Origin of the sequence: Streptomyces iconiensis, assembly GCF_028657195.3 — a bacterium.
In the GTDB taxonomy this organism is placed as follows: Bacteria; Actinomycetota; Actinomycetes; order Streptomycetales; family Streptomycetaceae; genus Streptomyces; species Streptomyces iconiensis.
In genome coordinates, this window is the sequence record NZ_JANCPR020000027.1 from 52850 (window position 1) to 75651 (window position 22802).

Here is a 22802-nt window from a genome sequence, read left to right on the forward strand (position 1 = left end):
CCCTAGGTCCTGCCGATTGGCGCTGTTGTCCGATGTGGACGCTGTGTCTCGCGGAAGGGTTGCACAACGAGTCACAACGGTGCTTCCACCACGCACTGCGGACGAGGGCGCCCCGACGGGCCCTTGTTCCCTACCGGTCCCGTTTTACCTGCGACGACGTACCCGCGCTCGGCGAAACCACACGGGTTGCCTCGGGCAATCACTTGTGGTCAAGCTCTCAGCAGCCACAACAGACGGCGAGGGCCGCCCCACCGTGTGTGGTGGAGCGGCCCTCGCCGTGATCCGTACGGGCGATCCCGGCCCTCGGGCCGACGGCCCGCCGAACGTCAGTCCTGTCCGTTGCCAGGTGTCGGCGTCGTCTTCTGGATCTGGAGCAGGAACTCGGCGTTGGACTTCGTCTGCTTCATCTTGTCCAGCAGCAGCTCGATGGCCTGCTGCTGGTCAAGAGCGTGCAGCACACGGCGGAGCTTCCAGACGATCTGGAGCTCGTCGCTGCCCATGAGGATCTCTTCCTTACGGGTGCCGGAGCCGTCCACGTCCACAGCGGGGAAGATCCGCTTGTCCGAGAGCTTCCGCTCCAGCTTCAGCTCCATGTTGCCCGTGCCCTTGAACTCCTCGAAGATCACGTCGTCCATGCGGGAGCCGGTCTCCACCATGGCCGTCGCGACGATCGTCAGGGAGCCGCCGTCCTCGATGTTCCGCGCGGCACCGAAGAACTTCTTCGGCGGGTACAGCGCGGTCGAGTCGACACCACCGGACAGGATGCGCCCGGAGGCCGGGGCAGCCAGGTTGTACGCACGCCCGAGGCGGGTGATCGAGTCGAGCAGCACGACCACGTCGTGCCCCAGCTCCACCAGCCGCTTGGCCCGCTCGATGGCCAGCTCGGCGACCGTCGTGTGGTCCTCGGCCGGGCGGTCGAAGGTCGAGGAGATGACCTCGCCCTTGACCGACCGCTGCATGTCGGTGACCTCTTCGGGACGCTCGTCGACGAGGACGACCATCAGGTGGCACTCGGGGTTGTTGTGCGTGATCGCGTTGGCGATGGCCTGCATGATCATGGTCTTGCCGGTCTTCGGCGGGGCCACGATCAGACCGCGCTGCCCCTTGCCGATGGGCGAGACCAGGTCCATGATCCGCGTCGTGAGCTGACCCGGCTCGGTCTCCAGGCGCAGCCGCTCCTGCGGGTAGAGAGGGGTGAGCTTGGTGAACTCCGCCCGGCCCTTGCCGCCTTCGGGCGCCATGCCGTTGACCGAGTCGAGGCGGACGAGAGCGTTGAACTTCTCGCGCCGCTCCCCCTCGCGCGGCTGCCGGACGGCGCCGGTGACGTGGTCACCCTTGCGCAGACCGTTCTTACGGACCTGGGCGAGCGAGACGTACACGTCGTTCGGGCCCGGCAGGTAGCCGGAGGTGCGCACGAACGCGTAGTTGTCGAGGATGTCGAGGATGCCGGCGACGGGGATGAGGACGTCGTCCTCGGCGACCTGCGGCTCGGCGCCGAAGTCTTCGCGGCCACGACGGCCGCGCCTGTCCCTGTAACGGCCACGACGGCCACGACGGCCGCCGCTCTCGTCGTCGAAGTCGTCCCTGCGGTTGTTGCCGCCGCCCTGGCCCTGCTGGCCGCCGCCACCGACCTGGCCCTGACCCTGGCTCTGGCCCTGCTGGCCGCCGCCACCGCCGTCGTTGCCCTTGTTGCGGTTGCGGTCACGGTCGCGGTCCCTGTCGCGCTGGCGGTCGCGCTTGGACTGGCGGTCCTGCTGCTGCTTGCCGTCGCCCTGGGCCCCGCCCTTGGCGTCCTTCTCCGGCCTGCCGCCCTCCGACTTCCCGTTGTCACCACCGGACTTGACGTCCTGCTTGGCGGGTGCGGAATCGGTACGGCCCTCGGCGGTGTCGGCTGCCGACTCCGCCTTGGCGCGCCGCGAACGCCCTTCCTTGGGCTTCTCGTCGCCCTCGGGCTGTCCCGGGATCTCGATCTGCTGCTGGGCGTCCGCCGCGTTCTCGCCCTCGCCCGTGCGGCTCCGCGAGGTGGTGCGGCGCTTCGGCTTCGTCTCCGCCGCGCCCTCGGCGCTCTCGGCGCCCTTGCTCTCGGCGCTCTTGGCGGTCTTGCTGTCGTCTGACGACTTGGTGCTCTTTGCGGCCTTGGTGTCCCGCGCGCCGGCGGTGGACGTGGAGGCGGCTGCCTGCTCCGAACTCCCGCCTGCCTGCCGCTCCTTGATGACCTCGATCAACTGGCTCTTGCGCATCCGCGCTGTGCCCTTGATGCCGAGGCCGGAGGCGACCTGCTGGAGTTCGGCCAGAACCATGCCCTCAAGCCCCGTGCCGGAGCGCCGACGCCTGGGTGCGGCACCGGAGGCAGTCGAGGCGGAAGCGTCCGTAGCAGCAGGCGCCGCGGCACCGTCGGCTGCGGTATCGGCGTTCACGCCCATCAGATCGGTGGTGTCGCTCACGAAGGGTCCTTCCCTGGAGCGGACGTCGGCCAGTCTGGCTCGGCGACCGGTTGTGCTGTCCGGCTAGAGTCCTGTGCTCGGGGACCTGACCGGGGCGGTGGTCCCGCCTGGATGTATGGCGGGGAGATCAGTACGTGGGTTCGGCGTGAAGCATGGACTTTGATGTCCTTCACGTCGGCTCCGGAGCGTGCTCGGCGCTGCCCGGTAGTGATCCAAGCAGTCTGGGAAGCTCCTGGGAGAAGAGGTGGTCCCTGCTGGTCCTGCCAGGGGAACACGTAAACACCGCACTCTTCGAACCGTCACGCACTTCCGTGTGAGGTTCACGAGACTGCGAGTGCTGCTTTGAGGTTAACACTACCGGGTCCAACAAACATTCCCCCTCTCGAAGACCGGCAATCGACTGTCACCGGGGCGCGCTGCCCGTGCCTCCCGGTGCGCCGCCGGGGCTCTCGGTGCCCCCCGGCCGTCCTGTTCCGCCCGCGTTGAGCGGGAGCACACTGGCGCCCGCCGCGTCGACGGAGAGCCGGTTCGCGGTCCATCCCTCACCCGCGAGCCGGGACATCTTGTCGGCCTCGCCCTCCTCGGCTGCCAGGGCCAGAACCGTGGGACCGGCGCCGGAGATCACGGCGGGGACGCCGTCGGCCCGCAGGCGTCCGATCAGGTCGGCGCTCTCGTCCATGGCGGGCGCGCGGTACTCCTGGTGCAGCCGGTCCTCCGTCGCCGCCAGCAGCAGCTCGGGCCGGCGCGTCATGGCCTCGACGAGCAGCGCGGCACGGCCCGCGTTGAACGCGGCATCGACGTGCGGGACCGAGCGCGGGAGCAGACCGCGCGCGGTCTGTGTGAGCAGCGGTTTCTCCGGTACGAAGACCACTGGGACGAGGGACTCGGCGGGGTCCATCCTGATGGCGCGTCCCGCGCCGGCGTCGGTCCAGGCGAGCGTGAAGCCGCCGAGCAGACAGGCAGCGACGTTGTCGGGGTGGCCCTCGATCTCCGTGGCCAGCTCCAGCAGCGCCATGTCGTCGAGCCTGGCCTCACCGCCCGTGGTCACGGCGCGGGCCGCCACCACGCCGGCGCAGATCGCCGCCGAGGAGGAACCGAGGCCGCGCCCGTGCGGAATGCGGTTGGCGCACACGACCTCCAGTCCGCGTGGCTGGCCCCCGAGCAGGTCGAAGGCGGTGCGCAGGGAGCGTACGAGCAGGTGGTTCTCGTCGCGGGGCAGGGTGGAGGCGCCCTCGCCCGCGATGTCGACGTGCAGCCCGGAGTCGGCGACACGGACGACCACGTCGTCGTAGAGCCCCAGCGCGAGGCCCAGGGCGTCGAAGCCGGGGCCGAGGTTGGCGCTGGAGGCAGGGACGCGCACACGGACGGCGGCGGCGCGGAACGCGGGACCGGCCATCTCTCGATGACTCTCCTTGGTTTCTGTTTGCGGCAGCACCCCTCGAACCGCGGCATAGCCGGACCGGTCACGGCTCCACGTGCCCCACACGGAGGACGTACGGGAGTCGGGGTGGACCGTCGGGGTAGAAGTCAGCCTATCGAAGGTGGGTTCACTGGCGACATAGGGCGCACAGGAGGCGCACGAAGCGTGTCGTGAGCCACCCTGTGCTCCTGCCCCAGAAAACGGCGCTGACGTGCGACGCCGGGGTGCGGCACCGGGTCAGACGAGACCGAGGCGCCGGGCCGCTGCGTCGGCGTCCACAGGTACGGTGACCGGCTGCGGGGCGCCGGCGACGGCCCAGTCCGGGTCCTTGAGGCCGTTGCCCGTCACGGTGCAGACGATGCGCTGGCCCGGATCGACCTTGCCTTCCTCGGTCGCCTGGAGCAGTCCGGCCACGGAAGCGGCGGAGGCCGGCTCCACGAAGACGCCCTCCTGTGCGGCCAACAGCCGGTAGGCGCGCAGGATCTGACGGTCGGTCACCGCTTCGATCAACCCGCCCGACTCGTCACGCGCCTGCTCGGCGAGCGTCCAGGAGGCCGGGTTGCCGATGCGGATGGCGGTCGCGATGGTGCTCGGGTCCTTGACGGCTTCGCCGCGCACGATCGGCGCGGCACCGGACGCCTGGAAGCCCCACATACGCGGGGTCCTTGAGGCGATGGCGGCGTCGGCGTACTCGCCGTACCCCTTCCAATAGGCCGTGATGTTGCCCGCGTTGCCCACAGGGAGGACGTGGATGTCGGGGGCGTCACCGAGCATGTCGACGATTTCGAAGGCGGCCGTCTTCTGGCCCTCGATACGCACCGGGTTCACCGAGTTCACCAGCGCCACGGGGTACTTCTCCGACAGCCCGCGCGCGAGGCTGAGGCAGTCGTCGAAGTTTCCCTCCACCTGGAGGATCTCGGCGCCGTGCACCAGCGCCTGGCCCATCTTGCCCAGCGCGATCTTGCCCTGCGGCACGAGGACGGCGCAGACCATTCCGGCCCGTACGGCATAAGCGGCGGCCGAGGCCGAGGTGTTGCCTGTGGAGGCGCAGATGACGGCCTGTGCGCCGTTCTCCTTGGCCTTGGTGATGGCCATCGTCATTCCGCGGTCCTTGAAGGACCCCGTGGGGTTCGCGCCCTCGACCTTGAGGTGGACGTCGCAGCCGGTCAGCTCGGAGAGCACCTGGGCGGGAACGAGCGGCGTGCCACCTTCACGGAGCGTGACGGGAGCGGTGTCCGCGCCGATCGGGAGGCGGTCGCGGTACTCCTCGATGATGCCGCGCCACTGCGCGCGTCCAGCCGTGGGTACTGGGCCTGCCGCGACGCCGGGCATCTGGGACATCGGAGGTTCCATGACGGTCACTGTTCCTTGGCTCCCTTGCTCACTGTTACTGGCCTACTCGCCTTCGACCCGCATGATGCTCGCGACCCCGCGGACGGTGTCGAGGCCACGCAGTGCCTCGACCGTCGCACTGAGCGCGGCATCGGCGGCCCTGTGGGTGACAACGACGAGCCAGGCTCCGTCGTGCGCACCCTCCTTGCCCTTCTGCCGCACGGTGTCGATCGAGACGCCGTGCTCAGCGAAGACCATGGCCACCTGGGCGAGGACACCCGGTTTGTCGGCCACGTCCAGGCTGATGTGATAGCGGGTGACCACGTCGCCCATGGGCGACACCGGCAGCTGCGCGTACGCGGACTCGCCGGGTCCCTTGGCGCCGTTCAGCTTGTTGCGGCAGGCGGCCACCAGGTCGCCCAGCACGGCCGAGGCCGTGGGCGCTCCCCCGGCGCCGGGACCGTAGAACATGAGCTGACCCGCGGCCTCCGACTCGACGAAGACCGCGTTGTACGCCTCGCGTACGGACGCGAGGGGATGACTGAGCGGGATCATGGCGGGGTGTACCCGAGCGGTCACGGAGCGCCCGTCGGTGGCACGCTCGCAGATCGCGAGCAGCTTGACCACGCACCCCATGCGCTTCGCCGAGGCGATGTCGGCGGCCGTGATGTCCGAGAGCCCTTCACGGTGCACGTCGTCCAGACGTACGCGCGTGTGGAAGGCGATCCCGGCGAGGATCGCGGCCTTGGCCGCCGCGTCGAACCCCTCGACGTCCGCCGTGGGATCCGCCTCCGCGTAGCCGAGCGCCGTCGCCTCGTCCAGCGCCTCGCTGTAACCGGCGCCGGTGGAATCCATCCGGTCGAGGATGAAGTTGGTCGTGCCGTTCACGATGCCCAGCACACGGTTGACCTTGTCGCCGGCGAGCGACTCGCGCAGCGGTCTGACCAGCGGGATCGCGGCGGCGACGGCCGCCTCGTAGAAGAGGTCGGCACCGTGCTTCTCGGCCGCCTCGTGGAGGGTGGAGCCGTCCTCCGCGAGCAGCGCCTTGTTGGCCGTGACGACGCTGGCGCCGTGCTCGAAGGCCGAGGTGATGAGGGCGCGCGCGGGCTCGATGCCGCCGATGACCTCGACCACGACATCGACATCGTCGCGCGCCGCGAGCGCGGCGGCGTCGGTGGTGACGAGGCTCGGGTCGATGCCCTCACGGACCCTGTCGGGACGGCGTACGGCGACCCCGGCCAGCTCGACCGGGGCGCCGATGCGCTGCGCGAGGTCGTCAGCGTGCGTCGTCATGATGCGCGCCACCTCTGAGCCGACAACCCCACAGCCCAGCAGCGCCACCTTCAGCGGACGCGTACGCATCATCTGACCTCATCTTCCGTATGTCTCGTCACAAGCGTGTCGTGGTGTCAAGTCTCACGTACGGGTCGGGAGATCCCACGCCCGGTCCAGTATGTGGGACATAAATCTCGCTAACCGACATCGAGTCGCAGGAGATCCTCCTCCGTCTCCCGCCGCACGATCGTGCGGGCGCTCCCATCCTTCACGGCTACGACCGGCGGGCGCAGCGCGTGGTTGTAGTTGCTCGCCATCGAACGGCAGTAAGCACCCGTCGCCGGCACGGCGAGCAGGTCGCCCGGTGCCAGGTCAGCGGGCAGGAACGCGTCGCGCACCACGATGTCCCCGCTCTCGCAGTGCTTGCCGACGACCCTGCTGAGCATCGGCGGCGCCTCAGAGGCACGCGAGGCGAGCGCGACGCTGTACTCGGCGTCGTAGAGCGCCGTACGGATGTTGTCGGACATGCCACCGTCGACACTCACGTACGTACGCAGGCCCTCCAGCTCCTTGATGGTGCCCACCTCGTAGAGCGTGAACGCCGTCGGACCGACGATGGCACGCCCCGGCTCCACCGAGAGCCGCGGCACGGCCAGCCCGGCCGACTCGCACTCCCGCCTGACGATGTCGCCGAGGGACTTGGCGATGTCGTGCGGCTCGCTCGGGTCGTCCTCGGGGGTGTAGGCGATCCCGAGGCCGCCGCCGAGGTCGATCTCGGGCAGCTCGACCCCGTGCTCGTCACGGATCTCGGTGAGCAGCCCCACGACCCTGCGCGCCGAGACCTCGAAGCCCGCCATGTCGAAGATCTGCGAGCCGATGTGCGAGTGGATACCGGTCAGCTCCAGGCTGTCCAGCTTCAGCACCCGGCGCACCGCCTCGGCCGCCTGGCCTCCCCCGGCCTCCGGCTGTGAGGTGCCCCTACCCAGCGCGAGCCCGAACTTCTGGTCCTCGTGCGCGGTCGCGATGAACTCGTGCGTATGGGCCTCGACGCCGACCGTCACACGGATCTGCACGGCCTGGCGGCGCCCGAGCCGCCCGGCGATGTGCGCGACACGGGCGATCTCCTGGAAGGAGTCGAGCACGATGCGCCCCACCCCCACCTCGATGGCCCGTGTGATCTCGTCCACCGACTTGTTGTTGCCGTGCAGCGCGATGCGGTCGGCCGGCATCCCCGCCTCCAGCGCGGTGGCCAGCTCGCCGCCCGAGCACACGTCGAGGTTCAACCCTTCCTCGTACAGCCAGCGCACAACGGCGCGTGAGAGGAACGCCTTGCCCGCGTAGAACACGTCCGCACCCTGCCCGAAGGCATCCCGCCAGGCGCGGCAGCGGGCGCGGAAGTCGGCCTCGTCGAGGAAGTAGGCGGGCGTGCCGAACTCCTCGGCGAGCTGTCTCACATCCATCCCGCCGACGGTGACGGCCCCTTCGGTGCCGCGCTCGACCGTCTGTGACCAGACGGTCCTGTCGAGCTGATTGAGGTCGGCCGGCGGCGCTGTGTAGTGCCCCTCGGGCAGTACGTCGGCATAGCGGGGCCCGGCTGGGTGCGCGGAACGGCTCATGATCTCTTCGTGTCCTCAGATGTGTACGGGTGCGGTCACGCCGAGCTGGGACAGGCCGTCTGCCAGCACCGCTCCGGTGGCCTCGGCGAGGGCCAGCCGGGCGCGGTGGACGGCCCCGGGTTTCTCGTCACCGCTGGGCAGCGGCGGACAGGACTCGGCGAAGTCGGTGAATGCGCCCGCCACGGCGTCCAGATGCCGCGCCAGCGGCCCGGGCTCCGTCACCCGGGCCCGGTCGGCGAGCAGCGCGAGCAGTGGACGCCCCGCATCCTCGACCCCGGCGGCCTCCGGATCCGGCGCGAACCCGAGTTCCCCCCCGTTCCGCACGAGCGCTCGCGCGCGAGCGTGCGCGTACTGCACGCGGAACAGCGAACTCCCCCGCCCCGAACGCACCGCGAGCCCGGCCTCCCCCTCCCCCGTGACCTCGGCCCACCGCGGGATGTCCCGGGCGGGAAGGTCGTGGGCGGAAAGGGCGGAGGTGGTGGCGCAGGTCGAGGCGGTGATCGCTGTGGGCCGGTCGTGAACGAGGACGTCGCTACGGGCGGAAGACCGAGCAACGGGAGAGGCACCGACGGAAGGATGCGGAGGCAGACCGCCGCCGGAGAGAACCGTGCTGGAAGCACTACCGGCGGAAGGTCCACCGGCCGGTGCTTCACCGGCCGCAGGTCGGCCACCGGCGGAAAGATCACTGCCAGGAGAGCCACCGACGGAGAGGTCACCATCAGCAGGATCACTGACAGGGCTGCCAGCAAGCCCGTACGCGAGGGGGGAAGCCTGCCGGCCACCCGCCAGATCCCGTACGAGCGCGGCGCGCGCCCCGTCCTCCAGCGTGACGTTCACGAATCCCCCGCCGACCACCTCGGCCGAGGCGATCCCCGCCTCCCCGCACAGCCCGTCCCGCAGCGCGACAGCGACCGCATACGCACCCCGCCCCAGCCGCGCCCCCACCTGAAAGGCAGCCCCCGTCGAGTAGTCCCCGCCCCCGCGACGGGGCGGCGTCTCCACGACAACCCGCATCTCGCCAGAGAGAGCGGGCTGATCACGGCGCAACGTGTGCAACACGATGCGCGAGAGCTGGGCGGGGGTCACAGAGCAAGCGTATGGGAGGCGGGGTGGGTCCACGCGAACAGGTTTCGCCACCCGGACCGCATACGACTCGCGAAAGGACGGAGCACGCGGACACACCCGCCGTGTCGGGGCACGGACACCAACGGACGACAACGGTGCCGAACGGCGCCGAACCGGACGAAGCGGCAAGGCGGGACCGGGGGAGGCGCACGCTCAGGACAAGGCGACAAGGCCCGCTCGGTCGCAAACCAGAGAGCGCCCACCCGGCAACCACCGGGGCACGCGCTCGCAACGGACCCCTCACACGGCTCCGGACTCGTACACCTCGGGACGGCACGAGCCCGCGAGCCACGTCGCAGAGCGAAGCGCCGACCGCATACGGCTAGGGCGGACGACGGCTCGACCGATGTCCGCCTGGTGCGGTCGCGGCCACGACCCAACGCGCGGTTCGCCCCACGTCCTCGACCGGCCGGCGACCGATTACGGCTCGACCGGTTCGGAGACGGGCCCCACGGCCTCGGAGGCACCCGATCCGGATTCGCCTCCCCCGCGCCCGTGCATGAGCCGCCGCACGAGGCGGACCAGCTCGGCCGGCTCAAACGGTTTCGCGAGAAACGCGTCCACGCCTCCCGCGCCACCCGCACCGACACCACCCTTCAGCTCGGTGCACGCGCTCACGAGAGCGAGCGGTAGGTGCCGCGTGCGCGGATCAGCACGCAATCGCTCCGCCGTACGCACACCATCGAGCCGTGGCATCACGGCATCGAGCGTGATGACGTCTGGCTGGATCCGATGCACCATTTCCAGGCAATCGGCACCATCAACGGCGGTCACCACCTCGAAGCCCTCCAGCTCAAGGTTGACCCTGATCAACTGCCGGATGACCTTGCTGTCGTCGACAACAAGCACCCGGCCGGACATACCTGGCACGTCGCAAAGCCTAGGGGCACCCCTCCACCTGCGTCCGGGTTTTGCCCATTTCCGCCCTCACCCCACCCCACCAAAAACCCCGTTCCGGCCCACCCCCCTTGGCCTGGTACTGTTCTACCTGTCGCCGCCCACGCGGCCACGCCCCCGTAGCTCAGGGGATAGAGCAACGGCCTCCGGAGCCGTGTGCGCAGGTTCGAATCCTGCCGGGGGTACTTCTTGTTAAGTACCGCAAACGCCCTGTTACCAACTCGCATGTTGGTTGCGGGGCGTTGTTGCGTCCACGGCCTCGCCGTGAGCCGCAGCGTGTTCACAGGCCGCCGCTGTCCCCCCAACTCGCGGTCACCCGGCAACGAGAAGGCCCGGACGCCCGGCCGCCGGTCCAGGCGGTGCGGCTAAAGGTCCACCAGCAGCGAGAAGACGACGTGACGCCGCCCCCGAAAGCGCTGGCTACCAGCCAAGCCTGGCCGTCTCCACCACGCGCCGCCCGCCGGTAGGGAGCGCGACCCGACCTCGAAGACCGGCTCGGCCACGCCCTTCAACGTCGCCTGCACGATCGTTCCCGAACCGAATGGATCGACAGCGCCGCTGCCGGCGCCCACCGGGGCTTCGGGGGTGAGCCCTCCGAACCCCGTGTCACGCACCGACCCGTGTTCTGACAAGCCCCAGTCGCTGCACACCAGCAGCTTCCGCACACCTCGAACGACGCAGGTTAGGCAGCCTCACCGAAGCGCGGTCTCGACGCGCTGTAACGTCCACCCCTTGCTCCCGTCCGTACAGCGCCGGGTTCTTGGCCAGTTGTTTGTCGCGCAGCCGCGGCAGTGACGCCAGGCCCTGTACTACCGCGGAATCCGCAGTCCGACCTCACCCCGCACCCGTCGCCTCCCCGGTGAGACCACGGGGCACGCGAGCGTCCGCCCCTAGGACCTCACGGGTTCTTCCCAGCAGCCACACAAGCGACTGCCCCACCAGAGGCATTTACTGGTGGGGCAGTTGGGCTCCGCTGAACGGGGGCCGCAGACGTGCTTGGTGGCGCGTTACTCCGCCACGCTCGCCCCGCAGACCAGCGGGGGCGGCTGGGCGCCAGGTGGCCGTTCGCGGCGCTCCGGCTTCACGTTCTGCCTTTGCTCAAAAAGCTACGTCCCAGAGGCGGAGGGTAAGTTCCCCCGCCCCCGGGACAATCTCCAAATTCCGCTACGCCAAGAGTGCCCCAGTCTTGCCAGGCAGTGGCCACCTCATAGTGCTGCTGACGTATGGGCGGCATCCGGTCGTTTCGAGTGCTTCACCTGGCGGAAGGGAAGACGAGATGCTCAGGACCGTCAGTTGTGGACCTGGCCCAGAAGCGGAAGCGCCGGGGCAGAGGAGTCGTCCTTGACCTTCGAGCCCTGGCGGACCTCGTTGCACTGGAAGGCGCGTGCCTCGTCCAGCACCTCGATGGTGATGATGTCGATGTCCTGGATGGTCGGGCAGATATCGCGAATGATCTCGATGCTCTGCGAGTAGTGACCGTGCGCCTCCTCGTCGGCCATTGCCGGCGTGATTGTCATGCCGGTTGCCGTCAGAGTCAGCATCGACCCGGCCAACACCTTCTTAGTGTTCATTTTCGCTGAGCACTCCTTCCTGGGACGACATGGCACCCGGTCCGGGTGCCGACGCCGGTCCCAACCGTCATGCCGTGTCAGAGGTTGCGCGACCAGAGTGGCTTTCACCCAGTTGCACCCTCGCGTCGTCCGAAAATACTATGGAGACATTTCAAATAAGCAGACTGATGCGGTAACTGGGTGATTATTGCCTTTCGGAGAAACGTAAAGACGGGCGGCACGTTATTGCTTGTGCTGGCGCACTCACTGGGAGACGCCCATATACGTTAGGAAGGTACACACCATGAGTGTGAAGAAGCTTGTTGCCGGTTCGATGCTGACTCTTACCGCTACCGGCATGGCCGTTACGCCGGCAATGGCCGACGAAGAAGCGCACGGTCACTACTCGCAGAACGTGGAAATCATCCGCGACATCTGCCCGACCGTCCAGGACATCGACATCATCACCATCGAGGCGCTGGACGAGGCACGCGCCTTCCAGTGCAACGAGGTCCGCCAGGGATCCAAGGTGAAGGACAGCTCCTCTGCCCCTGCGCTGCCGCTCCTCGGCCAGGTAATCAACTAAAGTCTCGCGGCACCCTTTGCGGTGCTCTGGAATACCCTCAACGAGGGATATGGGCCCCGAGCCGGCGGTACGACCGCGTAGCTCGGGGCCCATTAGTTTGCCAGACGGAACAACGAGCCAAGCCCCTCACCAAAAAGGACGGCGGCCAGAGCTTTTGGCAACGAGCGAGGGCGCCGAGAGGGTAGGCGTCCAGTGAATTCACCAGCGCCTTAGCTCGCGCATGAAGACCTACCACTCGTTACTCAGTTACATGTTGCTGCAAAAGGGTGAATGAGTTTTAGGGATCGGAACTCCGGGGACTGCCAGACAGTTAGAGAATCTGTCGGCGCTTACGGATAAGCGCCACAGCTACCGGACGCAAGGAAGGCACATGCCCATGAACGCTAAGAAGATTCTCGCCGGCTCGATGCTGACGCTGGCCGCAACCGGCATGACGGCCACTCCGGCAATGGCCGACGAAGAGGCACACGGTCACTACTCGCAGAACATCGAAATCATCCGCGATGTCTGCCCGACCATCCAGGACATCGACATCATCACCATCGAGCTGCTGGACGAGGCACGCGCCTTCCAGTGCAACGAGGTCCGCCAGGGCTCGAAGGTGAAGGACGACTCCTCCGCCCCGGCGCTGCCCATCCTGGGCGCCGTCATCGACTGAGGCCGACGCGGTCCGGCGGTAGGTGAGGCCCTACTACGGACCCGGGGCCGCTGTCTCATCAGCGGCCCCGGCGTTTGGGCCTACCTCCGCTGCAGATGCTGATCGCGAACCGCGCCTGGGATCAGCATCTATCAACATAGTGTATTTGTGTCTACGCGATCTGCGTAGCCGTGAGAAGTCGCTGCCCTCCAAAGCGCGTTGACGTAGAGGGCCGACGTTTCACTTTCCTTGCTGCGGGCGTTGCAACCGCAGCAAGAACCTCCGTCCTGTTCGACGGCCTGTGACACACGGCTCCAGGACGGATTTGCAGCCCACTGCGCGACTGAGCAGGACGTCCAGGGCTCCAGCGAATAGGGGCGGCGGCGTACGATGAGGCGACATCGCTTATGTGTGACCCGTACTTGCCTTTGGAGCCTGCACTTGACCGCGCGGGCGGCCTCGCCGACGTTGGCGGCTGCAAGGTACGGATGTCGCGTCGATCTGTGACCCGGAAACTGCCGCTGGGCGATGGCCCAGTCCGGCGTCGAGGGCGTGTTCCGTGGCCGGCTGCCTCGCACCGGCCGATCACCGGTCAGGCGGGCTGAATCCCCTCTTGTGTTCTGAAGGTCGCACTCCCATGGGGGGCCAGAGCAAGAAAGCCTCCGGCCGTTCCGTCCAAGCAACAGGGGTACTGGCTCCCCAAGTCCTCCGATTCAGACGGCTTCGTCGCGGAATTGGTGCAATTCCTGTCCCGGCGCCGATAGCCACCCGGCGAGCGCGCCGAAGTACGTGTGCGTGGGCGAAAGAAGAGTTGCCTGCGACTCGCAATCGACCGTCTCTTTACCGCTCTGCGGCCATGGATGCGAGGCCGCTGGCGCGGGATTCAGGAGATTCGGCCTGAAGTCGCTCGCCATGGCGAGGAGTTGGGCGCGAGGGGATATTCAAGCCCCGTATGCCCTCTGTCATGGCGGCTCGGCGCTTGCGCAGTACAGAGGGGCACTTCCGAGCTTCCGGGCTCGGAAGTGCCCCTTCATCTGTCGCCGTGGCGCGTCAGGTACGTACCCTGCGGACCGGCAGCAGGCAGCGGGCGCTGGTCGGTACCAGTTGCTCGTCCGAGACGAACTCGCGCAGTTGGTCAGCGCCGACCGGCATTCCTTGTACGGCTTCGGGCCACGGGCGCACCGTGCAGATCAGGTAGGCAGTGCCGCTTTCGTGGGCCGCCTTTTCCCAGTTCGGGGTGACCGGGCACTGGACATGCAGGAACGGCATGCTGAGTACGGCCCTTCCAGCCTCGACAAGAAGCGTGACGGGGCTCTGGGTCTTGCGCGTCAGATCCGCTGTCCCCTCGCCGATCCAGAGGCCGGTCTTTTCCAGCTCGGCCCGTAGCGCTTTCGCTCCCGGCCCCGGCCCGTCGCGGCCGTCCCCTCGCGAACACACCAACAGGAACGGCGTCGCGGCGCCGTTGGAACCGGGGGCGGGTTCATTGGCCCACGGGACGATGATGAGGGTGCCCAGAAGGGAATTCTGCTGGTCTGACGTTGCGGCAGTGGAAGAGGTCATGCCCTGGGATGGTAGTGGCACCCTTCGAGACCTTCGGATGCACTTACACTCGTTTGGCCCTGTAGCGGGGAATGTTTCCCCTGGGCGGGTAATGGATGCGTCGGTATCGGCGGGGTGTTGTGCCGTCTCCGCCCGTCGGCGGCCCGTTTCCGACCGTCCTCAATCGCCGGTAGGCCCGGAATCACGCGCTCCCTCCGCTATGGCCTCCGCGACCTCGTCGGTGCGTGCGGTCTCTTCCGCCGCGAAGCGTTCCGCGTCGAGCTTTTCAGCGATCTCCTCGTCCTGGGCCATGAGGAGGTCGAGGTTCTGGTTGCCCATCTCGAAGACGCCCATGTCGACGTAGGCGCGCTGGAGACGCTCGCCCCACAGGCCGATGTCGCGCACACAGGGGACGATGCGGCTGAAGAGCAACTGGCGGAAGAGCTGGAGGTATTCGGAGCCTTCGCTGAACGCCTCGGCCTCGGCCTTGGGTATGCCGAAGTTCTCCAGCACCTCGTTCCCTTTGAGCCGGTCGCGCATCAGATAGCAGCCCTCTATGACGAACTCTTCGCGCTCGCGGAGTTCGGCGTCGGAGAGCTGCTTGTAGTAGTCGCGCAGCGCCATCCTGCCGAAGGCGACGTGGCGGGCCTCGTCCTGCATCACGTAGGCGAGTATCTGCTTGGGGAGGGGCTTGTCCGTGGTGTCGCGGATCATGCCGAAAGCGGCCAGCGCCAGACCCTCTATGAGCACCTGCATGCCCAAGTACGGCATGTCCCAGCGGGAGTCGCGGAGGGTGTCGCCGAGGAGGGACTGCAGGTTGTCGTTGATCGGGTAGAGCATGCCGACCTTCTCATGGAGAAAGCGGCCGTATATCTCCGCGTGCCGCGCCTCGTCCATGGTCTGTGTCGCGGAGTAGAACTTCGCGTCCAGGTCCGGCACGGCCTCCACTATCCGCGCGGCGCACACCATGGCGCCCTGCTCGCCATGGAGGAACTGGCTGAACTGCCAGGAGGCATAGTGCCTGCGCAGGTCGCCGCGTTCGGCCTCGTTCATCTTGTCCCAGTAGGACGTGCCGTACAGCGTCATGGCCTCGTCGGGAGTGCCCAGCGGGTCGTACGGGTCGACCTCCAGGTCCCAGTCGATGCGGCGCTGACCGTCCCACTGTTTGTCCTTGCCCTTTTGGTAGAGGGCAAGGAGACGGTCGCGGCCGTCGTCGTAGTCCCAGCTGAAGCGCGCGTTCCCGGAGGCGGGGACCTGCCACAGGGGGGCTTCGGTTTTGTGTACGTAGAGATCGTGTGTGGACACGGATGTCGCCTCCAGCTCACGTACTGCCCTCTAGGGGTGGGTAGTTGGCAGGCTCACACGCGTGTTACCGCGCGGTCAACAAGGCGTGCGAGGGGGATTGACGCCCTTGCTGACAGGCAGTCTCATAAGAGGGAACGCCAGACGTGACCGCCGGTAACCCCAACGAAGAGGTGCCTCAGCATGACGACAGCGCCTGACATCGCACCCATGGAACGCGAGGTGCTCAGTGATGCCCTCGGTCTGCTCAAGGACCGTGAGCAGGTCGCTGAGCGACTTCTCGAATCCTCCAGGAAGCACTCGTTCGACCCGGACACGGAGCTGGACTGGGACGCCTCCTGGGAGGAAGGCAAGTGGTACTGGCCGCCGGAGCTCGTCTCGCTCTACGACACCCCGCTGTGGAAGCGCATGTCGGAAGAGCAGCGGATGGACCTGTCCCGGCACGAGGCGGCCTCGCTCGCCTCGCTGGGCATCTGGTTCGAGGTCATCCTGATGCAGCTCCTCGTGCGCCACATCTACGACAAGCCGCTCACCAGCAACCACGTGCGCTACGCGCTGACCGAGATAGCGGACGAGTGCCGGCACTCCATGATGTTCGCGCGCTTGATCACCCAGGGCGGCGCTCCCGCTTACCCGGTCTCGCGCTTCCACCACAACCTCGCGCGGCTGCTCAAGACCGTCTCCACGACGCCTGGTTCGTTCACGGCGACGCTACTGGGCGAGGAGATCCTCGACTGGATGCAGCGCCTCACCTTCCCCGACGAGCGGGTCCAGACGCTGGTTCGCGGCGTGACCCGTATACACGTCATCGAGGAGGCACGGCACGTGCGCTATGCGCGCGAGGAACTGCGCCGCCAGATGGTCGACTGCCCGCGCTGGGAGGCCGAGCTGACACGAATAAGCTCCGGCGAGGCGGCCCGGGTCTTCTCGATCTCCTTCGTCAACCCGCAGGTGTACGAGAACGTCGGACTGAACAAGCAGGAGGCGATTGCGCAGGTCAAGGCGAGCGGGCATCGCAAGGAGGTCATGCAGTCGGGCGCCAAGCGGCTGACCGACTTCCTGGACGAGATCGGCGTCCTGCGCGGCGTCGGCCGCAAGTTGTGGGTCAGTTCAGGACTGCTGCCCAAGTAGGTGGCGAAGTGCGGCTCACCTCGGAGCAGTGTCCTGGTAGGCGACGGGCTGCGGTCGGTTCGACCGCTGTCCTAGTAGGCGACAGGCTGTGGTTGGTTCGGACGCTGTCCCAGTAGGCGATGGGTCTGCGGCTCGGCTCGAAACGCGGCCTCAGCGGTGTCGGCCATCGCCCGGTTGTCTGCGGCGAGTGGCCGCGGCAGCCCGCGGGTTGAGCGTGGTGGAGACAGTGGGCAGCACCGCGGGTGAGGCCGTGGGGACAGCGTGAAGCCGCCGTGAAGGATGCCCCCCCCCGTGCGGGGGAACACCCGTGCGCCCCCTGGCGGTTACGCTGCACGCATGAGCAGTAGCGGCACCGCCCCGGCCTATCGCAGACTGAGCGTGGACGAGCGGCGCACACAACTGCTCGTCCACGCGCTCGGTCTGTTCGCGAACCGGCCGCCCGAGGACGTCTCCCTGGACGACGTGGCGGTCTCGGCCGGCGTCTCCCGGCCACTCGTCTACCGCTACTTTCCCGGTGGCAAGCAGCAGTTGTACGAGGCCGCTCTGCGCAGCGCCGCCGACGAGTTGGAGCAGTGCTTCACCGAGCCGCAGACCGGGCCACTCACCGAGCGCCTTTCGCACGCCCTGGACCGCTACCTCGCCTTCGTCGACGGGCACGACGCGGGTTTCACTGCTCTGTTGCAGGGCGGCAGCGTGGTGGAGACCTCGCGCACCAACGCGATAGTGGACGAGGTGCGCCGGAACGCGGCCGAACAGATCCTCACGCACCTCGGCGTCGCCGGAAAGCCTGGAGCGCGGCTGGGGATGGCCGTACGCACGTGGATAGGGGCCGTGGAGGCGGCATCCCTGATCTGGCTGGACGAGGGTAAACAGCCGCCCGTGGAAGAGCTGCGGGACTGGCTGGTCGACCACTTCGTCGCGGTGCTGACGATAACGGCAGCCGGCGACGCCGAGACGGCCGCGCTCACCCAGCGCGCCCTCTCGATGGAGCCGCACGACGGCACTGTGGGGCGGTTGGCGCGCAGGGTGCTGCCGGTGGTGGCCGACGCCACGCATCTGTTGTGAAGCGGGGGCGGCATTCCGCCGCGTTCCGGCGTTCGGGCCGGGAGGACTGCGTACTACTGGTGAGCGCGTCGACGTGCGCACCACCGGCGGGCAGGGTGAAGTGCGCGGAAGGGGTGCACTACTAGGTGTGCTCTGCGGGGGCTGGAACGGCGGCACGCGGGGACTTAAAGAACGGTTGAAGGTTGGGCTAGGCTGGCCCTTATGCCGACTCAACTGTCATGGAAGGCCAAGGAAGCCACCGTCGGAGAACTGGCGGAGCGCGCGGGGGTCGCGACATCGGCCCTGCGGTTCTACGAGCGCGAGGGGCTGATCCGCAGCCGCCGCACCTCGGGCAACCAGCGACGCTACAGCCGCGACACCTTGCGCCGCGTCGCCTTCATCCGTGCCTCGCAGCGGCTCGGCATGCCGCTCGCCTCCATCCGCGAGGCACTGGCATTGCTGCCGGAGGGCCGTACCCCCACACCGGCGGACTGGGCCGCCGTCTCGGAGTGCTGGCGCGACGACCTCAACCAGCGCATCGCGCTGATGGAACAGCTCCGCGACCACCTCACGGACTGCATCGGTTGCGGCTGCCTTTCGCTGACGACCTGCGCGCTGGTGAACCACCACGACAGGCTCGGCGAAGAGGGCCCGGGAGCGCGTGCGCTCGCGCGGCCAGGCGGGCCCGACACATCACAGGCCGGCGAGCAGCAGGAGAGCGCGGATGGCGACGTGCGGGCCGGGTCCGGCCGGTGCGACGTGGACGCGGCGGGCTGATCGCGTGCGCAGCGAGGAGACCACGTTCTCCGGCGGCCCAATGGACGGGCGGACGCTTCCCGTACTGCTCGGCCCGACGGGCAGGCCACCGCGCGACTACGAGATCCCCATCCTGGACGGGAACGGCGATCCGGACGGGGAGCGAGACGGGGCGTCGGGTGGGCGCGCTGCGGTGCACCTGTACCGGTTGGAGCCCTCGGCGGTGAACAAGCTGGGACTCCCGCGCGGTTGGAAGTACGTCTACGAGGGCGAGGGCCGGCCGAGCGGCGGGTTCCTGTCGCGCCTTCCTTGGCGCCGTCCGCGGTGACGGCGGGTTCGTTGTGGGAGATGGCCTCGCGTGACTGTGCGTGGCCACTCCCCTGTCGATGCTTCCCGAAGCGCCTGTAGTCGGTCTTCGCGCCCCTTTGTCACCTCAACTTCCTTAATGGTCCGGACCATTGACAGTCATGGTCCAGTCCGGTTTGCTCGCCCTGCGGGCGCCGCCCTGGCTGCCTCCCCCGGTTCGTCATCTCGTACGGGCGGCGCCCCACAACGGTCGGTCAACGACCTGGCTGGCGACGCACCGCGCGCATACGCTGCTGGCGTGATCGAAGGGATAGCCCGACTCCGAGACTCCGACCCGCAACGGCTCGGCCCCTTCCGGCTGCACGGCGTACTGGGAAGCGGCGCGGCGGGCACCGTCTACCTCGGCAAGGGCACACCGTGGCGCGGGGCACGTAAGCGGACCGTCGCCGTCCGTGCCGTCAGGCCGGAGCTGCTGCGCGACCGTCAACTACGGGCACGGGTACGGCAGGAGACGGGGCATGCGGCGGCCTCTGTCGACAGTCCTCACGTCGCGGAAGCGCTCGGGTGCGAGCTGGACAGCGAACAGCCCTGGATCGCCACAGCGTTCGTGCCGGGGCACTCCGTCGCCGCGCTCGTCGCCTCCTACGGGCCTCTGCCGGAAATGTCCGTACGTGCACTGGGCGGCGGCGTCTCGCGCGCGCTGGCGGCACTGCATGCCACGGGAACACCACACCGCGACCTGCGCGCGGGGAATGTTCTGCTGTCGGCCGCCGGGCCGCGCGTCGTGGACTACGGGACGCCGTTGGGGCGTTCGGCAGCCGTGGGTGGGCGCAACGGCAACGGGGAGCAGGAAGCCTCGACCGCAGGTCACCTCGCCGACGACGTGTTCGAACTCGGTGTGTTGCTGGTGCTGGCCGCCACCGCCCGTTCCCCGTTCACCAGGAGCTTGTTGCCCACGGCACGCGAGGACCCGGACCTGGCAGGCGTACCGGAGGCACTGCGTCCCACGCTGCTCGACTGTCTGCACAAGACCCCCGCCTCCCGCCCGCGCCCCGAGCCCCTGGCTCGCGCCCTCGACCTGTCGGGCATGGCGGAGCGGCCCGCCGAGGAGTGGCTGCCCGAGCCGTACGTCCACGACATCGACGGCCGCGCCGAAGAGGCACGGCGACTGGTGGGGCGGCTGTTCCGTCGGTGAGAGCGGCGACTGTTTCGTCGCTGAGGGCGTTGGTTGATCGCTTTGGGCCGATGTCCCGTTGGTGGATGTGCCGTTTCGTCGTTGGGGCGCACTGTTTCTTTGCCGAGCTGTTCGGTCGGCAAAGGTGGGGACCTGACGGCTTGTCGGCGTGCTTGTCGGGGGCGGGGACCGGCTGCTGACGGCGGGTCGGTGCGCTTGCCGGGGGCGGAGGCCGGCTGCTGACGGGCTGTCGAGCGGCTGACTCGCCGGGGGCTGGGCGAGGCTCGTGGCGAGGGGTGCAGCGGGTTCACGGAAGGGCTGTCCTCACACGTTCGGGTGATCGAGGTGGGGCTGCGATCGCCGGACCTCGGTACCTCGGATCGGGGCCCGGGCGTACGGGTACACGGTTCTGGTGCTCCGGCGACTTGTACGGCCGCCGAACAGGGAGCCGGGCGGAGGTCTGCGCCGTACGCCGACATGTCTGCGGCCCGGGGCGTTCCGGTTCTTCTCCCGGTTGCTCTTCCGCCTCGCAGAACACGGCGGAGACAGCGCGCTGACCGGGGGACACGGACAGCGGATGTCGTTCGAACCGTGCCCGCCTCCGGTCCTGACGGGTCGTCCGCAGGGTGCCGGATTCCCGCGCTTGCTTCCCGGTGACGTCGCCGATGCCCCCTCTTCGCCACGTCGAAATCCAGCAACGTCCACGGGAGCGGCGACGCGCGCTGGAAGCCTCGCCGCGCGCGGGAGCGGGGGCCGGAGAGCGGTCTGCGGCCGTCCAACGAACGGGTGAGAGCCGTGCGCGCATTCGCTCAGCTCGCCCTGAGCAGGTGTGCAGGCCCGTGCCACGATCGCCAAAGAGCGGCTGGAACACGGGGAGAAGCCGCTCGGAAGCGAGGTGTGTGATGTCGGTATCGGTATCGAGAGGTGGGGCGAGTACGGGCTCTGCCGTGCGGGCTGTGATGGCCGCCGTGCTGGCTGTGCTGACGGTGATGGGGTTCGCCTCCGGGCCCGCGCTCGCGGTTCCGGAGCCTTCGCCGGCGACTCCGCAGCCGGATACGGGCGCCGGGCCCGGTCGGGGTGCGGCCGGTGCGGGGTCCGGGCCAGAGGCGGGTAGGGACGCCGGGGCTGGGATGGATACAGAGGCTGGGGTGGGCTCTGAGACGGGGGGTGATGCTGGGTCAGCGGGCGGGGCCGAGGCAGGCGACGCGACTACGGGTGAGGGCTCTGTCAGCCAACTGCTGGGCCGGATGCGGTCGTTGTACGAACGGACCGAGGCCGCGACGGAGGCGTACAACGCCACGGAGGAGAAACTGAAGGCACAGCGTGCCACGACCGCACGAGCCCAAGCAGCGCTCGCTCGGGCTCGGTCGGCGCTCGCTTCGGGCCGCACGCAGGCGGGACAGCTCGCACGACAGCAGTACCGGGGTGGCGGCGCCGGGCTGCCACCCGCCATGCAGGTGCTGCTCTCACCCGAGCCGTACCAGCTGCTGGAGAGAGGACATCTCCTGAAGCGCGCGGCAGGCGACCAGGCCGCCACCGTGCGGCAGCTGGCGGTCGGCGAGCGGCGTCAGGCCGTGCTGACCGAGCGGGCGCGACGGGCACTGAAGAAGAAGCAGCGACTGACGGCGCGCAAGAAGGCACAGCGCGACGAGGTGCGGGCAAGGCTGCGGAAGGTGGAGAAGCTACTCGCCTCGCTCAGCGGGCCCGAGCTGGCGGAACTGCGCGCCTTGGAGAGCCGGCGTACCGATGAGGCACAGCGCGAGTTGATGGCCTCCGGCGCGCTCGGCGGCCCACGTGACCCCTCCGGCGCGGGGCAGCAGGCACTCGACTACGCGATGCGGCAACTCGGCAAGCCTTATGTGTGGGGAGCCGAGGGCCCGGGCTCGTTCGACTGTTCGGGGCTCACCTCACAGGCGTGGCACCATGCGCGGCGCTCGATCCCGCGCACCAGCCAGGAACAATGGCGACGCCTCCCCCGCATCCCCCTGAGCAAGCTGCGCCCCGGTGACCTGGTGATCTATTTCGCCGGTGCGACGCATGTGGGGATCTACGCCGGTGCCGGGCGCGTGGTGCAGGCTCCACGGCCCGGGGGCGTCGTGAAGATCTCGCCCTTGGCCTCCAACCCACCTATCGGGGCTGTCCGGCCCGACGCGTCCACGTGAAGGGCTGTCGGGGTGGGAGTGGGCCGCCGAGGGCCCGAGGCTTGAACCGGGGCCAGGTCGGAGCGGCCCGGGGCCTGGACAGAGCACGCCACGGGGCCGGAATCAGGGCAAGCCGAAATGACCTGGCATCGGGCTCGGCCAGATCCCGGAGCCCGGCAGCCGGCTGGTGCGAAACCGGGGCTCAAGCCAGGACAGGGCGCCGGGACTGAGTCGGTCCGGCCGGGCGTTTCGATGCCGAAGGCTCGTCAGGTCCGGGCCCCCGGGCGGGGAAGCGCTGCCGGGGTCGGCATCGGGCCGGGGCACAGCAGGGGCCTGGCGACCTGATGCCCGGGGCGCCCCGTCAGCTGTGACCTTGTGGGGTCGGTTGGGGGAGCAACTTTCGGGGCGCGGGCCAGGGGCGGGCGCGAGCACCTGGGGGCGGCGGTCTGGGGCCGCGGCCCGGGCGGAGCCAGCCGCGTACCCCAGGGGCTGGCGCTGAGGCAGGAGCTGACGCCGGGACAGGGGCT

At 68.7% G+C, this 22802-nt stretch carries 18 protein-coding genes and 1 tRNA gene; 9 read left to right on the forward strand and 10 right to left on the reverse strand.

What is annotated here, in order from left to right; genetic code table 11:
- Positions 1 to 326 precede the first annotated feature (326 nt).
- The 7 genes from rho to NMN56_RS25310 all read right to left on the reverse strand — a co-directional run bounded on the left by rho (position 327) and on the right by NMN56_RS25310 (position 10061).
- Positions 327 to 2444, reverse strand: a complete 2118-nt coding sequence (gene rho, locus NMN56_RS25280) for a transcription termination factor Rho (RefSeq protein WP_274040610.1) — start codon at positions 2442 to 2444, stop codon at positions 327 to 329.
- A gap of 403 nt (positions 2445 to 2847) precedes the next feature.
- Positions 2848 to 3840: a homoserine kinase gene (gene thrB / locus NMN56_RS25285; protein WP_274040611.1), complete on the reverse strand. Its 993-nt coding sequence runs from the start codon at positions 3838 to 3840 to the stop codon at positions 2848 to 2850.
- Between the two features lie 261 nt (positions 3841 to 4101).
- A complete protein-coding gene (gene thrC, locus NMN56_RS25290; RefSeq protein WP_430542699.1) occupies positions 4102 to 5217 on the reverse strand; it encodes a threonine synthase in 1116 nt (371 codons plus the stop codon).
- A gap of 42 nt (positions 5218 to 5259) precedes the next feature.
- Positions 5260 to 6558, reverse strand: coding sequence for a homoserine dehydrogenase (locus NMN56_RS25295; protein WP_274041062.1), 1299 nt, complete (start codon positions 6556 to 6558; stop codon positions 5260 to 5262).
- 110 nt (positions 6559 to 6668) lie between these two features.
- On the reverse strand, positions 6669 to 8087 hold the full coding sequence (gene lysA, locus NMN56_RS25300) for a diaminopimelate decarboxylase (RefSeq protein WP_274040612.1): 1419 nt from the start codon (positions 8085 to 8087) through the stop codon (positions 6669 to 6671).
- A 15-nt stretch (positions 8088 to 8102) separates the two neighbouring features.
- A complete protein-coding gene (locus tag NMN56_RS25305; RefSeq protein ID WP_274040613.1) occupies positions 8103 to 9173 on the reverse strand; it encodes a DALR anticodon-binding domain-containing protein in 1071 nt (356 codons plus the stop codon).
- A 459-nt stretch (positions 9174 to 9632) separates the two neighbouring features.
- Positions 9633 to 10061, reverse strand: coding sequence for a response regulator (locus NMN56_RS25310; protein WP_280842648.1), 429 nt, complete (start codon positions 10059 to 10061; stop codon positions 9633 to 9635).
- A 161-nt stretch (positions 10062 to 10222) separates the two neighbouring features.
- On the opposite strand from NMN56_RS25310, the gene NMN56_RS25315 reads away from it, so the two are divergent.
- Positions 10223 to 10294: transfer RNA gene (locus NMN56_RS25315), tRNA-Arg, on the forward strand.
- 1104 nt (positions 10295 to 11398) lie between these two features.
- Here the strand turns inward: NMN56_RS25315 and NMN56_RS25320 are convergent.
- Positions 11399 to 11626 (reverse strand): hypothetical protein, encoded by a 228-nt coding sequence (locus tag NMN56_RS25320; RefSeq protein ID WP_280842649.1) that lies wholly within the window; start codon positions 11624 to 11626, stop codon positions 11399 to 11401.
- Positions 11627 to 11963: 337 nt separating this feature from the next.
- On the opposite strand from NMN56_RS25320, the gene NMN56_RS25325 reads away from it, so the two are divergent.
- Entirely contained in the window at positions 11964 to 12245 is a 282-nt protein-coding gene (locus tag NMN56_RS25325; RefSeq protein ID WP_274040616.1) for a hypothetical protein, read from the forward strand.
- Positions 12246 to 12615: 370 nt separating this feature from the next.
- Positions 12616 to 12903, forward strand: a complete 288-nt coding sequence (locus NMN56_RS25330; RefSeq protein ID WP_274040617.1) for a hypothetical protein — start codon at positions 12616 to 12618, stop codon at positions 12901 to 12903.
- A 1029-nt stretch (positions 12904 to 13932) separates the two neighbouring features.
- On the opposite strand, the gene NMN56_RS25335 is transcribed toward NMN56_RS25330, so the two are convergent.
- Entirely contained in the window at positions 13933 to 14442 is a 510-nt protein-coding gene (locus NMN56_RS25335) for a DUF5949 family protein (RefSeq protein WP_274040618.1), read from the reverse strand.
- 159 nt (positions 14443 to 14601) lie between these two features.
- Positions 14602 to 15726, reverse strand: coding sequence for a ferritin-like domain-containing protein (locus tag NMN56_RS25340; protein ID WP_274040619.1), 1125 nt, complete (start codon positions 15724 to 15726; stop codon positions 14602 to 14604).
- A gap of 180 nt (positions 15727 to 15906) precedes the next feature.
- On the opposite strand from NMN56_RS25340, the gene NMN56_RS25345 reads away from it, so the two are divergent.
- The 6 genes from NMN56_RS25345 (at position 15907) to NMN56_RS25370 (ending at position 22296) form a co-directional block, all read left to right on the forward strand.
- Complete coding sequence (locus NMN56_RS25345; protein WP_274040620.1) at positions 15907 to 16854, forward strand: AurF N-oxygenase family protein; 948 nt, start codon at positions 15907 to 15909, stop codon at positions 16852 to 16854.
- A 336-nt stretch (positions 16855 to 17190) separates the two neighbouring features.
- Complete coding sequence (locus NMN56_RS25350) at positions 17191 to 17919, forward strand: TetR/AcrR family transcriptional regulator (RefSeq protein ID WP_274040621.1); 729 nt, start codon at positions 17191 to 17193, stop codon at positions 17917 to 17919.
- Between the two features lie 201 nt (positions 17920 to 18120).
- Positions 18121 to 18675 carry a redox-sensitive transcriptional activator SoxR gene (gene soxR / locus NMN56_RS25355; protein WP_274040622.1) on the forward strand — a complete coding sequence of 185 codons (555 nt, stop codon included), beginning with the start codon at positions 18121 to 18123 and terminating at the stop codon, positions 18673 to 18675.
- 4 nt (positions 18676 to 18679) lie between these two features.
- A complete protein-coding gene (locus NMN56_RS25360; RefSeq protein ID WP_274040623.1) occupies positions 18680 to 18982 on the forward strand; it encodes a hypothetical protein in 303 nt (100 codons plus the stop codon).
- A gap of 276 nt (positions 18983 to 19258) precedes the next feature.
- Entirely contained in the window at positions 19259 to 20155 is an 897-nt protein-coding gene (locus NMN56_RS25365; protein WP_274040624.1) for a protein kinase domain-containing protein, read from the forward strand.
- A gap of 1127 nt (positions 20156 to 21282) precedes the next feature.
- A complete protein-coding gene (locus NMN56_RS25370) occupies positions 21283 to 22296 on the forward strand; it encodes a C40 family peptidase (RefSeq protein ID WP_274040625.1) in 1014 nt (337 codons plus the stop codon).
- The last annotated feature ends 506 nt before the right edge of the window (positions 22297 to 22802 follow it).

Excerpts from the sequence above, each read along its gene's own strand:
- thrB (WP_274040611.1), bottom strand. The coding sequence starts at position 3,840 with ATGGCCGGTCCCGCGTTCCGCGCCGCCGCCGTCCGTGTGCGCGTCCCT.
- thrC (WP_430542699.1), bottom strand. The coding sequence starts at position 5,217 with ATGGAACCTCCGATGTCCCAGATGCCCGGCGTCGCGGCAGGCCCAGTA.
- NMN56_RS25295 (WP_274041062.1), bottom strand. The coding sequence starts at position 6,558 with ATGCGTACGCGTCCGCTGAAGGTGGCGCTGCTGGGCTGTGGGGTTGTC.
- lysA (WP_274040612.1), bottom strand. The coding sequence starts at position 8,087 with ATGAGCCGTTCCGCGCACCCAGCCGGGCCCCGCTATGCCGACGTACTG.
- NMN56_RS25320 (WP_280842649.1), bottom strand. The coding sequence starts at position 11,626 with ATGACAATCACGCCGGCAATGGCCGACGAGGAGGCGCACGGTCACTAC.
- NMN56_RS25325 (WP_274040616.1), top strand. The coding sequence starts at position 11,964 with ATGAGTGTGAAGAAGCTTGTTGCCGGTTCGATGCTGACTCTTACCGCT.
- NMN56_RS25330 (WP_274040617.1), top strand. The coding sequence starts at position 12,616 with ATGCCCATGAACGCTAAGAAGATTCTCGCCGGCTCGATGCTGACGCTG.
- NMN56_RS25335 (WP_274040618.1), bottom strand. The coding sequence starts at position 14,442 with ATGACCTCTTCCACTGCCGCAACGTCAGACCAGCAGAATTCCCTTCTG.
- NMN56_RS25345 (WP_274040620.1), top strand. The coding sequence starts at position 15,907 with ATGACGACAGCGCCTGACATCGCACCCATGGAACGCGAGGTGCTCAGT.
- NMN56_RS25350 (WP_274040621.1), top strand. The coding sequence starts at position 17,191 with ATGAGCAGTAGCGGCACCGCCCCGGCCTATCGCAGACTGAGCGTGGAC.
- soxR (WP_274040622.1), top strand. The coding sequence starts at position 18,121 with ATGCCGACTCAACTGTCATGGAAGGCCAAGGAAGCCACCGTCGGAGAA.